The following is a 13,555-nucleotide window of genomic DNA, read 5'->3' as shown; positions in this document are numbered from 1 at the left end:
CAAAGAAAAATTATACAAAACTAAGGAGGAAAAAAATGGCTAGCTTAAAAGTAGAGTCATTATCGACAGGGTATAACGGGAATAAAATATTAGATAATATTACTATAGAAGTAAATGCAGGAGAAATAGTAGGATTAATTGGCTCAAATGGAGCCGGAAAGACTACATTAATTAAGAGTATACTAGGAATTGTGCCAAGATACGAAGGAGATATTGTAATTGATGGGGTTTCAGTAGAAATTAATAATTTAGGTTTAAGGGGAAATATCGCATACATTCCGGAAATCCCTTTATTATATGATGAATTGACTTTAATAGAGCATATGGAATTTACAGCAATGGCCAATAAGTTAGATATGGGGAGGTTTAAAGAAAGAAAAGCTTATCTATTGGAGCTTTTTGATTTGAAGGATAAGCTGAATGAGTTTCCAAACTCCTTCTCAAAGGGAATGAAACAAAAAGTTCTTGTTATGTGTGCATTTCTTCTGGATCCTTCTATCCTTATTATAGATGAACCATTTATTGGGTTGGACCCAATAGCAGCAAGTAATCTTGTTAAAATTATGAAGGAAAAAAGAAATGAGGGTGCTGCAATTTTAATGAGTACCCATGTACTTGATTCAGCAGAAAAAATATGCGATCGATTCATAGTTGTCAATAAGGGCAAAGTAGTTTTTCAGGGTACACTAAGTGAGATGAAGCAAAAGAATAATGTTGAAAACAGCAGCTTGTTAGAGCTATTTCAGCTTTATGTGGAGGAAAATAATGAATCCCATTTTTAACTTATGGAAAAAGAGAATTGTTTATTATTCTAAAATATATAAAGATTTTATTTCTCTTAGCTTAGATGCTATTACAATAGCCTATAGCATTTTATTAATAGGAGCCCTTATATATGCTTACTTACCACAGGTGAATGATATAATCTATGCAATTAGTACTTACCCGGTATTGGTTGCACTACAATTTATAACAGTTATAGTAATGATTGCAGGTAAGCGAGTGGGATATTTAAAGATGGCAGATGAAGTGTTTCTTACTCCATTAGAGGAGCATGGAAGACATTTTATTAGCTACTCTAATAAACTTAGTATTGGCATATCAATGTTGGGCTGGAGTCTATACTCATTGCTATTATTCATTATTTTTCGAAACACATTATTTGATTCTGTATATAGCCTTTTATTACTTTGGTCCCTGGGGATTATAATAAAGCTATTATATATTAATATTAAATTTTGGATTTTCCATAAAACTAATAAATCCAATCGTTTATCAATGGATATAGTATTTAAAGGTCTGTTTGGAATAAGCTCCTACATCATTATTTCCAGATGGTGGAATAATGGTATCACTGCCATTGAAATAGCAGTTTTATTTATTTTTGCTGGTCTATTACTAATATACTCATACAGAGTTAAAAATAGAGTTATTATAAAGTGGAATCAATGGATTATTGAAGAAGTAAATAATAGAGCCATGAATTTTGCTTTCTTTTTAGGTAATAATCCGAAGGAAAAGCAGAATTCTAGATCTAAATCTTCTGCCACTTATAGTGGTAGAAAAGCAGAACCATTTAGTCCTAAAGGAGCCCTATTGTTATTATACTATCGTACATTAATTAGGGGTAAGGGGAATCCACTATTACTTTTTCAAATGACAATATTTATGTTTGTAATGAATTATTCGATATATGATGGAAGAGTAAGTCTTCTTGTTAATTTGTTTTTCATTTTTCTAATAAGTGATTTTTTAGTTTCAGTATGGAACAATTTTAAAGAAAGTATCTGGTTGACAATATATCCAATTACATATGAAGATGGTAATTGGGCAATAAAATATGGACCTATTATACCGATGTTAATAATATCCATTTTTGTATATGCAATACAGCTATTATTTTACAGTGTTGCTATTCATCCATTGGCTGATTTGCTAATTATTATTGCTTGGGGTTTATTGGTTACTTATGCTAAGGCTTCCTCACAGATGCTTAAAATGAAGGACTTTCACAAATTTAATAATTAAATTATAGAGGAGTAGGAGTTAATGAGGGTGTTTATTGCTATAGGCCTCAATAAAGAAATTAAAGAGTATATTAAAGAAATACAAAAGGTTATAAAAATAAATGCTGTTAAGGGGAATTTTACCTCTCCAGATAATTTCCATCTAACCTTAAAATATATAGGAGAAATTAATGGGCAGGAGCTTCAGCTTATTAAAGCTGGTTTAAAAAAAGCAGTCAGAAATCAAAGGAGATTCACATTATCAACTGGGAAGCCGGGTTATTTTACAAGGAAAAACAAAAAAATAATATGGCTAGGAATAAAGGGACAAGAAGAAATTTTGACAGCATTATATCACGAAATTGAAGAAAGCTTATATAAAAATGGCTTTAATAAAGAAGAGCGCTCCCTAAAACCACATATAACAATTGGTCGAGAAGTGATACTTGAGGACATCTTAAAAATTCAAGATGATATAATTCTTGAAGAAAAATCTTTTGTGGTGGATGAAGTTATAATAATGGAAAGCACAAGAGAAGCAGGAAGTCTTATATACAAACCAATTCATAAAGAAGGTCTATCCGAATAAATATTGTATCGATACAAAGCACTGGAAAGTATTGAAAAATAGGGATTTACAATTATAAATAACAGTGGTAAAATATAATTGTACTTATACATACGTACAATACAGATACAATTTAAGGAGGATAATGACATGAGAAATAATTTTGTTTTACAACTTACAATTATAGGCTTACTAACTGCACTGGTTGCAGTTTCCACTATGGTAATAAGTGTACCAGTACCAGCTACTGAAGGCTTTATTCATCTTGGTGATAGTATGATTTTTCTAGCAGCAATCTTATTTGGTAAAAAGAAGGGTGCATTTTCTGCAGGGATAGGCTCTGCATTGGCTGACATTTTACTGGGCTATACCCACTGGGCATTGCCTACACTTATTATAAAAGGTGCAATGGGATATGGTGTCGGTATGATTGCTAATCAAGAGGATGAAAAATTATTAAACTTTAGAAATGTTATCGCCCTTGCTTTTGGGGCACTATGGATGGTAACTGGCTACTTCTTTGCAGGTGCTGCCATGAAGGGAAGCTTTGCGATTTCGTTAACAAGTGTACCGGCCAATTTAATTCAAGGAATCGGTGGTATCATTCTATTTGTACCAATTGGGGTAGCATTAAAGAAAACTGATGTTTTAAAGAAATATGCATTAAAACAATAGATAAATGCTAAGGATATGGTTATAGACCATATCCTTTTTTTACTGACATGATTGACATAAAGCCAGCTATAAGTTAAAATTTGAGGTATTGAAAAAGTAAATTAGAGACTTAAAGAAAGAGGAATAAAAATGACACGACAGGACTTATCGAATCAAATAAGAAGAAGAAGAACATTTGCCATTATATCCCATCCGGATGCAGGTAAAACTACATTAACAGAAAAACTGTTATTATATGGAGGTGCCATAAGACTAGCAGGCTCTGTTAAATCACGGAGGGCACAAAAACATGCAGTATCCGATTGGATGGAGATTGAAAAACAAAGAGGTATTTCAGTAACTTCAAGTGTACTGCAATTTGAATACGATGGTTATTGTATTAATATATTAGATACTCCTGGACATCAAGATTTTAGTGAGGATACCTATAGAACCTTGATGGCGGCAGATAGTGCTGTAATGGTAATAGATTGTGCAAAGGGAGTAGAGGATCAAACAAAAAAGCTATTCCATGTATGTAAAATGAGAGGCATACCTATATTTACATTTATTAATAAGCTGGATAGGGCTGGTAAAACGCCATTTGAATTAATGGAAGAAATTGAAAAGGTCTTAGGAATAAAATCCTATCCAATGAATTGGCCTATAGGCACCGACGGAAATTTCAAAGGGGTTTATAATAGGAAAGAAGCTCAAATTGAGGTTTTTCATGAAGGTAATCACGGACAGTCTGTTGTTTCATCAATGGTTGGAGATGTAGGTGATGATGTATTTAAAGATCTAATAGGAAAAGAACTACATCAACAGCTTACGGAGGAAATCGAGCTTCTGGATATGGCAGGAGATAGTTTTAATTTAAATATGATATTAAAGGGTGAGCAAACACCTATTTTCTTCGGTAGTGCAATGACAAATTTTGGAGTTAAGCCCTTTTTAGAGTCCTTTTTATCGTTGACCACACCACCGTCACCAAGGGATAGTAATAAAGGTGAAATAGATCCAGAAAGTGAGAACTTTACAGGTTTTATCTTTAAAATACAAGCTAATATGAATCCAACCCATCGGGACAGAATTGCTTTCCTTAGAATATGTTCTGGAAAGTTTAATAAAGGAATGATGGTTAATCATGTACAGGCAAATAAAAAGGTTCGATTATCACAGCCCCAACAGTTTATGGCTCAGGATAGAGTAATTGTTGAAGAGGCATACGCTGGAGATATTATTGGAATTCATGATCCTGGAATCTTCAGAATTGGAGATACGTTATGCGAAGAGCAAGATAAAATTATGTATGAGGGAATTCCAGTTTTTGCACCTGAGCATTTTGCAAAAATATATGCAAAAAACTCCCTTAAACGTAAGCACTTCTTGAAGGGAATATCCCAAATTGCAGAGGAAGGAGCAATCCAAGTCTTTAAACGACCACAGATTGGTGTCGAGGAGCTTATAGTTGGAGTAGTAGGAGCTTTGCAGTTTGAAGTGCTGGAATACCGTCTTAAGAATGAGTATGGGGTTGATATTGTGATGAATCAGCTATCCTATAAATATATACGATGGGTTGAAATGGAAGATTTTGACCCCGATAACTTTGGAATTACAATGGACACCCTTATTGTTGAGGATGAAGATGAACAACCAGTTCTGTTATTCCAAAATGAATGGTCAATTGATAGAGTGAAGGAACGAAATCCAAAGGCAATTTTAAAGGATATATCTTCACGAAAAATAACCTATTGATCTTAAACCCCTCTATTGTTTTGACAACAGAGGGGTTTTATTTTTTAACACCTTTTACTCTTAGTTTAAATTATCGTGTTTTTGAAGTATTTTAATATCGGGGTCATCTGAAATATCATGATGGTCTCTTACCAGCTTTAGTATATCTGGATCTGTATCAATTGTTTTAAGATAGTCATAGCCTATTTTAGCATGTTGATTTTTGAAGTATACTGACTTTTTTAAGAATCCAGGGAGAAGATCATTTTTAATGCCAAGTTTGCTAACTATTACTACGAGACTTTTATTTATTAAAGTTAAATTAGAATCTATCTTCCCCACATCATGCAGTAATGCAGCTTTTATTAAGTTAGTATTTGTTGGAGCTTCAGATTGACACCCATAGGCTACTTTAGAGGAATGAACCTGTTCACTAGCTCTTAATTTATAAAACAGCTGTTGTTCCTTTTCATTAAGGTAGCTCTTAATAAATAAATGATCCTCTGGGTTCATTCTAGCAGTTAATCCACTAACAAACTGTTTAATTCGATAAATCATCGCTTTACCTCACATTATTTATTTATTATATCTGCTTAGAATCTTAGTTGGATTTGCTTTTCATTATTCATTATTTCATTACTCATTACTAATTATCCTTTTTATTATAACATCTATTAATAAAGGGGCAATGGGTTTAATTTTAGTTGTGCTGGTTATATAATAGTGTATAGGATAATAATGAGAGGTGGGATAATATGAAGGCTTTGTTTACATACGATTATGGGATAGAAAACATGGCGGAAATAAGAAAACTTGGTTATGAAACATTAGTTACTAAAGAGAATGAAGCTTCTTATTCTGATGAATATAAGGATGTTGAGGTTTTGGTATGCTACAATCCATTTTCAACACTGGATATAAGCTTAATGAAGAATCTAAAATGGATTCAGCTATCAAGCATTGGTATAGATCAGGTTCCCAGAAGTGTTGTAGAAGAAAGTAATATAATTCTAACAAATAATCGAGGCGGGTATAGTATACCTATGGGAGAGTGGATTGTTCTTAAAACCCTTGAAATTTATAAGAATAGCTATGGCTTCTATGAGAGAAAGAAGAAGAAGGAATGGGCATTAGATAAATCATTACTGGAGCTTTATGGTAAAAAGATACTGTTTATTGGTACGGGAACTATTGCTCAAGAGGCGGCTAAAAGACTGCTGGGCTTCGAAATGGAGATAATTGGAGTTAATACTGAAGGTAGAAGTACTCCTGGGTTTAATCAATGCTATCCAGTTAATAGGATGGGTGAAATTATAGCTTCAAGTGATATCATTGTATTAAGCATCCCATATACAGAAAAAACACATCATCTTATTGATGAAAATATGCTGAAGCAAATGAAGCAAAATGCTGTATTAATTAATGTAAGTAGAGGAAGCATTATTAATGAAGCAGCATTAATAAATCATCTAAAAGATGGTAATATGATGGGGGTAGCATTAGATGTATTTGAGAAGGAGCCTCTACCCTCCAATAGCCCATTATGGGAAATGGACCGTGTATTAATTAGTTCCCATAATTCCTGGATTTCAGAAATGAGAAACGAGAGAAGATATAAAATGATTTATGAGAACTTGAAGAGATATATTGAGGGGAAGGATTTATTGAATCAAGTTAATATTAATCGTGGCTATTAGTAAAACCATAAGGCTTAAATTGTGATTAAGGTATAATAAGTATATTCACCTCATATATATTGAAAAAAAGGGTCAAATCCTTTTTAAGGAGGGGAATACTTTGTTTACTTGGATTGCTTTAATACTTGTTGTTATTGGTGCGCTTAATTGGGGATTAGTTGGATTGTTTGACATTGACTTAGTTGCAGGGATTTTTAGAGGAAGAAGAACTCCCTTTGCCCGATTAATTTACATTTTAATTGGTTTATCGGGACTATTTACGCTTCTAATGCTGTTTTTCAGAAGATAATATATTTGCCTAAGCAGTATAGAAAATTCTATACTGCTACTTTTTTGATAAAAGTGGTATAATTTAAAAAACAAAGGAAGTTACATAGAAATGTAAAACTACAACGAACAAAGGAGAGGATGTAATGGCTAAAATAACACCACTAGAAACAAGTGAAGTGGATCAACAAGCAAAGAAAATTTTCGACGAATTTATGGAACAAAGAGGAAATATTCCCAATATGTTTAAAACACTAGCATATAGACCTCAGCTCTTAGAAACTGCACATGCACATTTTAAAGCGATACTATTTACAGGGACAGTAGATATTAAATTGAAAGAAATGCTAGCAGTAAGAGTATCAGTAATGAATGAATGTGCCTATTGACTGGCCTCTCACTCCGCTTTGGCAAAGCGGTTCGGTGTTTCAGAGTCTTCAATGGAAGCGTTACTAAAGGGATTAAATAATCCAGATATCTTTACGGAAAGAGAAGTAGCAGCAATAGAATTTGCAGAGAGAATGTCTGAAAATCAAAAAATTACAGATGAGCTATGGCTTCAAATGAAAAAACATTTTGATGATGGTGAAATAGTAGAAATTTCATGCTTAGTAGGTATATTTAATTATTTCAATAGGTTTAATAATATACTTGATGTAGATATTACTACTTAGAATTACCCTCTATTAAATTCTGCCCCAGTATATGAAGGCTTTTATAGATATCAACAGTTGTCTTTAACAGAGCATAGAATTAAAAGACTAACCTCCCTGTGGAGGTTTTTTTATTTGCGCAAGAGAACCAAAAAGTAGCACCTTCATATAATATATTGAGTAAAATTGAAAGGAGGATTCATGTGTATTATAACTATTCAAATCAAATAACTCCACCACCAGTTGATTTGCCACCACCTCCAGCATGTGTAGGTGGTACTATCTATACCGTAAGACCAGGCGATACAATGTTTCGTATAGCAAATGAATATGGAATAAGTCTGCAACAATTAATACAAGCCAATCCACAAGTGACGAATCCAAATATTATAACTCCTGGACAAAGGCTATGTGTACCTACCGAAATTTCACCACCACCATTACCTGAGTTTTGTAAAGATGGTACTATCTACATTGTACAACGAGGAGATTCAATGTTTAATATTGCCAGAAGGTTTGGAGTAACACTTCAACGGTTAATTGCTGCCAATCCCCAAATACCAGATCCTAATGTTCTAGAGATTGGGCAAAGAATCTGTGTTCCTTTACCAGATCTGCCTCTTCCAGAAAATATTTGCAGAGCAGAGCTAAGACCACTTGTGGCTGGTGTTATTGGTGGTACTGCTTTTATTAATGAAGCTACTCCTACTCTATGGATTACAACCTTTGGATTACCTGCTCCAGCGATGGTTGATCCAAAATACTGTGTATATGTTGCATGGGTATATAACCCTATTGCTGACAGATACGTACAAACAAAGCTTCAACCTACAGGAGTATTAGGAATTGAGGCAGGATATTCCACCTTCCCAGACCTGATAACCTTTGAGGGCTTTAGAGAGATAATTGTAACAGCAGAGCCCAAGACTATACCTACAAGGCCTAGTGGGACAGTACTTTTATCAGGAACAATCATATGTTAATAAAGCCCTGCAGTAAAAATTGCTGCAGGGCTTTAAAATGTTTCAATAAACAAAATAATTAAACATTATTCATATTTAATCTAAATAAACAATTTGTTATAAAATATAGTATAATAAAAATGTAGGTCTTTTTAAGGGCACATAAAAAGTATAGTAAATTGATTAGCATACAGAAAGGGGCCCGCATATGAAAAACAAAAAACATGTGATGGTTTGTGTAACACAGCAAAAAACCTGTGAACGATTAATAAATATAGGTGTAGACTATAGAGAAAAAGACTTGGGTGACCTATATGTAGTACATGTTGCACCGGAAGGAGTTAATTTTTTGGGAAATTCAAGAGAAGGTGAGGCGTTAGATTACCTATTTGAAATTTCCAAGGAAGTTAACGCTGATATGACAGTGCTGAGATCCTCAAATGTTGTAAAAACAATTATAGAATTCTGCCAAAAAAACAATATAGGAAGAATTATTCTTGGTGAATCATTAGAAACCTCACCAGAAAATAGTGTAATAGCAAAGCTAAGTAAAGCAATCAGTAAAACTGTAGATATTACTGTTATACCTACCTAGAATTAAAGAGGAGATTTCTATCAATGATAGGAATCTCTATTTATTAATCATATTTTTTTTTTATTTTATTGATAAGGAGAGGCATTGAATGAGGAATGATTCTAGTATCAGAAAGTGGACTATTTGGTTTGTACTTGTTATGGCCTTTATAACGGTATTTTTTCATCGTCTTGCCATAAGTGTTGTGGCAGATGACTTAATATTAGATCTTGGGTTAACAGGAAAAGGTCTGGGAAATCTTACATCTATGACCTTTTATGGCTATGCGTTAATGCAAATTCCTGTAGGTATTATGGTTGATTCAATTGGAGTAAGAAAAATTTGCACTTGGGGTACACTATTGACAGGGATAGGTTCAATTTTATTCGGATTATCATCTACGCTGATTATCAGCTACCTGGCAAGGTTTATTGTTGGACTAGGCACCTCGGTTATTATTATTTCTATACTAAAAATTCAAATGACATGGTTTAAACCAAGTCAGTTCTCAACTCTATGTGGACTAACATCACTATTTGGTAATATGGGAGCCTTCCTAGCAACTTTACCTTTGGCTTTTTTGGTATTGCAAGTTGGTTGGAGAAATAGCTTTTATGTTATGGGACTTATTTCAATAGTATTATCATTTCTAATTTGGCTAATTGTACGGGATTATCCAGAGGGAATGGAGCCTGAGTACAAGAAGAGGAATATTGGAAAAGGGATAAAAACTGTACTGCTGAATCCCTATACATGGCCTCCTTTCTCCATTATGTTTTTAATGGTGGGGTCTATGACAGCAATATTAGGTCTATGGGGTATTCCATATCTAATGCATGTATATGAAATTACAAAGTCTCAAGCTGCAGGCTATCTGTCCTTTGTATCGATAGGCTTTATGGTAGGAGGTCCTATTGTAGGGTGGCTTTCTGACAGGCTGAATGGTGAAATTAAAAGGATCTTAGCAGTTGCGATTTCACTATTTACATTAATATGGATTTATATGGCTTTTGTTGGAGGAAAACCACCTATTGAAATTTTGCCCATCATATTTTTTGCCCTTGGGGCAACCACCATTTGTCATATATTATCCTTTACAAATGTAAAGGATGTTAATGACCCAGCCTTTACAGGGAGTGCTACAGCAATTATAAATGTTGGTGAATTTATTGGAGGGTCCTTCCTGAGCTTTGCTATAGGTCTATTTTTAGATTTCGGGTGGAGAGGGAGAGTAGTTGATGGAGGAAGGATATATGAGGCTAATCAATATCAATTTGTTTTTGCTTTTATTGGATTACTATCACTCGTAAGCTTAGGGTCATTGATGTTTATGAAGGGAAAGGAAACAAAAAGGAAGGGTTTAAATGCAGAGAACAATATTGCCATATAAAACTTATTCAGAATACTTAAAAGAAAAATACAAAGAGAAGGTATATAAGCTTCCTGTTAATTTACCTATTACATGTCCTAATAGAGATGGTAAATTGGGAGAGGGAGGTTGTATTTTCTGTGCTGATGTTGGGGCAGGCTTTGAAAGTCTCTCCAATACAGTATCTGTTAAAGAGCAACTACTGCAAAATATGAGCTACATAAAGAAAAAATATAAAGCTGAAAAGTTTATTGCCTATTTCCAAAACTTTAGTAATACATATTTAGATACAAAGCAATTTGCAAGTTATATGGAGGATGCTGTTATAGACGACGTGGTAGAAATTTGTGTATCTACTCGACCTGATTGTATAACTGTGGAACATCTTAAGGTGCTAAAACAAATAAAGCTAAAGCATGGATTGGAGATTTCAATTGAATTGGGACTTCAGACAGTTAATTATCATACTTTAAAGAAAATAAATAGAGGACACACCCTTGCTGAGTTTATTGATGCTGTAACAGCAATTAAATCCTTTGGTTTTGAAATCTGTGCACATCTTATTCTTAATCTTCCTTGGGATAATATTGAGGATGTGATTGAAAATGCAAAAATTGTTTCGGCATTAAGGGTTGATCAGGTGAAGCTTCACGCATTATACATAATTGAAAATACTATCTTAGGGGAAATGTATAAAACTGGTGAAATAAAGATTACGCCTGTTGAAGAATATAAGGAAAGAGTTATTACTTTTTTAGAATTTCTATACCCCAATATTGTAGTTCAACGATTAATCGGAAGAGCACCAGAGGAAAATGCTTTATTTGTCAACTGGAATATGAGCTGGTGGAAGATTCGTGATGAAATACATGGGGAAATGATTAATGAAAATAGATATCAAGGCAAAAAAGCTAATTACTTAGAAGGAAAAGCTCTAAAATAAAAATCAAATATAGAAGGAAAAATTCAGAATATATAGAATAATAAACAATAAGACAAAATGTAACATACTTTTTATTATTCGGGAGGTATTCTGATGATCAAACTCTTTGTTGGAAAAAAGGGAAGTGGGAAGACAAAGCTGCTAATTGACTCTGCTAATGAAGCTATTAAAAAAGTTAAGGGGCATGTGGTTTACGTTGACTATGACAATAGTCATATGTTTCAAATTGACTATCGAGTGAGATTTATAAGCACTAAAGAATATACTATTATTGATGACGAAGGGTTTTATGGCTTTATCTGTGGAATAATTGCGTCAAACTATGATATAGAAACTATATTTATCGATGGTTTGTACAAAATCACAAGAAAAGACCTGTTAGATCTAAGTAACTTTTTTGCAAAGCTGGACTCCCTTGAGATGAAATATAATGTAAGCTTTATTTTTTCAGTATCATATGATAGTGATGAACTTCCCGAATTTTTGGATAAATATACAACAGTTAGATTAGAAGATGAATTAAAAAAATAGTGTTTATTTAAAATGCACCCCAAATTGTGACAAGATATAATTTTGGGGTGCATTTATTTTCTTCTTAGAAGTTCTTAGTTATCTCTTCAAACTCAGGGAATTTGCCCGTTTCCTTCTTTGAATAAATAAGGTTATCCTCAAGCTTCACTTCAAACACTCCACCTGAAGAAGGGATTAATGTAAGTGAGTTAATATCATTTTTATAATTCGATAGTAACCTTTCAGCTAACTCCATAGCTTTAGGTAAGTAGCCTCAGCCAGTACAATACTCTATTGATAGCTTCCTTTCATTCATACAACTTCCTCCTTTTCATAACTATTAAAATTTCATGGATACAAAATGGCAATTAATTATATTTTTAATTTACCCAAATTATATGATACTAACACAAAAATAGATGTATTGTGATTATTCTTTTATTAATTGGGAATCTTTAATATATATCAACAATTCTAATTAAGATTTTTTGTTGTATATTTACTGAATAAATATAACAAATCACTATGTATTGATAAAATTATGGTGTATAATATTTAGAAACCTATATTTACATAAGGAGGAATAAAAATGAATATAAAAATTGGAATTAACGGTTTTGGAAGAATTGGGAAAGGAGTCCTAAAGGCATCACTAGATGGTAGCTTAAATGTTGAGGTTGTTGCAATTAACAGTACTAGTGGTCCGGAAAAGCATGCTCATATTTTTAAATATGATTCTTTATATGGAAAGCTTAATGAAGAAGTGAGTGCTACAGAAGATGCTTTAATTATTGGAAGTAAGAAAATTAAATTCACAGCCCATAGAGATCCAGCAGATATCCCATGGAAGGAAATGGGTGTGGATATAGTTATTGAATCAACAGGATTGTTCTTGACAAATGAAGCAGCATCCAAACACCTTAAAGGAGGCGCTAAAAAAGTAATTATTTCAGCTCCTGCAAAGGGTGACGATGTTCCAACTTTTGTTATGGGAGTTAATGAAGGTGAATACAATCCACAGGAAGATCATGTTATTTCCAATGCTTCATGCACAACCAACTGCTTAGCGCCAATTGCTAAGATATTAGAGGATAAAATAGGTATTGAAAGTGGCTTAATGACTACTGTTCATGCCTATACTAATGATCAGAATATTTTAGATTTACCCCATAAGGATTTAAGAAGAGCAAGAGCTGCTGCAGAATCTATTATACCAACCACTACAGGTGCGGCTAAGGCTGTTGGAATAGTAATACCATCATTGAAGGGCAAGTTGAACGGCATGGCAATGAGAGTACCTATTCCAGTAGTATCAATTGTGGACTTAGTTGTACAGCTTAAGAAGGATACATCGGTAGAAGAGGTAAACAGGCTATTAAAGGAGGCTGCAGAAGGGCCATTGGAAGGAATATTAGGCTATAGTGAAGAGCCACTGGTTTCTGCTGACTACAAAAAAGATCCAAGATCATCTATTGTAGATGCTTTATCAACTATGATGGTGGGAGATAAAATGATTAAGGTAGTTGCTTGGTACGACAATGAATGGGGTTACTCTAATAGAGCATTAAGTTTAGCCCAGTACATTGGTGAAAAGCTATAATAAATAGAGTGTAAT

General features: G+C 33.4%; 17 protein-coding genes. 15 read left to right on the top strand and 2 right to left on the bottom strand.

Annotation, left to right across the window (positions count from 1 at the left end):
- The first annotated feature begins 35 nt into the window (after positions 1–35).
- The 5 genes from BLP68_RS05800 (at position 36) to BLP68_RS05780 (ending at position 4,986) form a co-directional block, all read left to right on the top strand.
- Positions 36–782 (top strand): ABC transporter ATP-binding protein, encoded by a 747-nt coding sequence (locus BLP68_RS05800; protein WP_091541105.1) that lies wholly within the window; start codon positions 36–38, stop codon positions 780–782.
- The gene (locus BLP68_RS05795) at positions 766–2,028 is read left to right on the top strand and encodes an ABC transporter permease (protein ID WP_176758882.1); all 1,263 of its coding nucleotides are present in this window, start codon (positions 766–768) and stop codon (positions 2,026–2,028) included. The genes BLP68_RS05800 and BLP68_RS05795 overlap by 17 nt, the downstream gene beginning before the upstream one ends.
- A gap of 21 nt (positions 2,029–2,049) precedes the next feature.
- Entirely contained in the window at positions 2,050–2,595 is a 546-nt protein-coding gene (thpR, locus tag BLP68_RS05790; protein WP_091541099.1) for an RNA 2',3'-cyclic phosphodiesterase, read from the top strand.
- 129 nt (positions 2,596–2,724) lie between these two features.
- Positions 2,725–3,249 (top strand): ECF transporter S component, encoded by a 525-nt coding sequence (locus BLP68_RS05785; protein WP_091541097.1) that lies wholly within the window; start codon positions 2,725–2,727, stop codon positions 3,247–3,249.
- A gap of 129 nt (positions 3,250–3,378) precedes the next feature.
- The gene (locus BLP68_RS05780) at positions 3,379–4,986 is read left to right on the top strand and encodes a peptide chain release factor 3 (protein ID WP_091541094.1); all 1,608 of its coding nucleotides are present in this window, start codon (positions 3,379–3,381) and stop codon (positions 4,984–4,986) included.
- 60 nt (positions 4,987–5,046) lie between these two features.
- On the opposite strand, the gene BLP68_RS05775 is transcribed toward BLP68_RS05780, so the two are convergent.
- Positions 5,047–5,523 (bottom strand): HD domain-containing protein, encoded by a 477-nt coding sequence (locus tag BLP68_RS05775; RefSeq protein WP_091541092.1) that lies wholly within the window; start codon positions 5,521–5,523, stop codon positions 5,047–5,049.
- Between the two features lie 197 nt (positions 5,524–5,720).
- On the opposite strand from BLP68_RS05775, the gene BLP68_RS05770 reads away from it, so the two are divergent.
- The 9 genes from BLP68_RS05770 (at position 5,721) to BLP68_RS05730 (ending at position 11,961) form a co-directional block, all read left to right on the top strand.
- Entirely contained in the window at positions 5,721–6,662 is a 942-nt protein-coding gene (locus BLP68_RS05770) for a phosphoglycerate dehydrogenase (RefSeq protein WP_091541090.1), read from the top strand.
- A gap of 100 nt (positions 6,663–6,762) precedes the next feature.
- The gene (locus tag BLP68_RS05765; RefSeq protein ID WP_091541087.1) at positions 6,763–6,951 is read left to right on the top strand and encodes a DUF378 domain-containing protein; all 189 of its coding nucleotides are present in this window, start codon (positions 6,763–6,765) and stop codon (positions 6,949–6,951) included.
- A 124-nt stretch (positions 6,952–7,075) separates the two neighbouring features.
- Positions 7,076–7,318: a carboxymuconolactone decarboxylase family protein gene (locus BLP68_RS05760; RefSeq protein ID WP_091541085.1), complete on the top strand. Its 243-nt coding sequence runs from the start codon at positions 7,076–7,078 to the stop codon at positions 7,316–7,318.
- 51 nt (positions 7,319–7,369) lie between these two features.
- Complete coding sequence (locus tag BLP68_RS05755; protein ID WP_091541082.1) at positions 7,370–7,603, top strand: carboxymuconolactone decarboxylase family protein; 234 nt, start codon at positions 7,370–7,372, stop codon at positions 7,601–7,603.
- Positions 7,604–7,785: 182 nt separating this feature from the next.
- Positions 7,786–8,565, top strand: a complete 780-nt coding sequence (gene safA / locus BLP68_RS05750) for a SafA/ExsA family spore coat assembly protein (RefSeq protein ID WP_207647877.1) — start codon at positions 7,786–7,788, stop codon at positions 8,563–8,565.
- A gap of 187 nt (positions 8,566–8,752) precedes the next feature.
- Positions 8,753–9,139: an adenine nucleotide alpha hydrolase family protein gene (locus BLP68_RS05745; protein WP_091541079.1), complete on the top strand. Its 387-nt coding sequence runs from the start codon at positions 8,753–8,755 to the stop codon at positions 9,137–9,139.
- An 88-nt stretch (positions 9,140–9,227) separates the two neighbouring features.
- Positions 9,228–10,508 carry an MFS transporter gene (locus BLP68_RS05740; protein ID WP_091541077.1) on the top strand — a complete coding sequence of 427 codons (1,281 nt, stop codon included), beginning with the start codon at positions 9,228–9,230 and terminating at the stop codon, positions 10,506–10,508.
- Positions 10,483–11,430, top strand: a complete 948-nt coding sequence (locus BLP68_RS05735) for a tRNA modification radical SAM protein MnmL/YtqA (RefSeq protein ID WP_207647876.1) — start codon at positions 10,483–10,485, stop codon at positions 11,428–11,430. The genes BLP68_RS05740 and BLP68_RS05735 overlap by 26 nt, the downstream gene beginning before the upstream one ends.
- Before the next feature lie 93 nt (positions 11,431–11,523).
- Positions 11,524–11,961, top strand: a complete 438-nt coding sequence (locus BLP68_RS05730) for a hypothetical protein (RefSeq protein WP_091541075.1) — start codon at positions 11,524–11,526, stop codon at positions 11,959–11,961.
- A 64-nt stretch (positions 11,962–12,025) separates the two neighbouring features.
- On the opposite strand, the gene BLP68_RS05725 is transcribed toward BLP68_RS05730, so the two are convergent.
- Positions 12,026–12,256 (bottom strand): SelT/SelW/SelH family (seleno)protein, encoded by a 231-nt coding sequence (locus tag BLP68_RS05725; RefSeq protein ID WP_091541073.1) that lies wholly within the window; start codon positions 12,254–12,256, stop codon positions 12,026–12,028.
- Positions 12,257–12,529: 273 nt separating this feature from the next.
- On the opposite strand from BLP68_RS05725, the gene gap reads away from it, so the two are divergent.
- Entirely contained in the window at positions 12,530–13,540 is a 1,011-nt protein-coding gene (gene gap / locus BLP68_RS05720; protein WP_091541070.1) for a type I glyceraldehyde-3-phosphate dehydrogenase, read from the top strand.
- The last annotated feature ends 15 nt before the right edge of the window (positions 13,541–13,555 follow it).

Origin of the sequence: Alkaliphilus peptidifermentans DSM 18978 (assembly GCF_900101495.1) — a bacterium.
GTDB classification, from domain to species: domain Bacteria; phylum Bacillota; class Clostridia; order Peptostreptococcales; family Natronincolaceae; genus Alkaliphilus_C; species Alkaliphilus_C peptidifermentans.
Note: the sequence above shows the minus strand (reverse complement) of the source record. Positions and strands in the feature narration are given on the sequence as shown.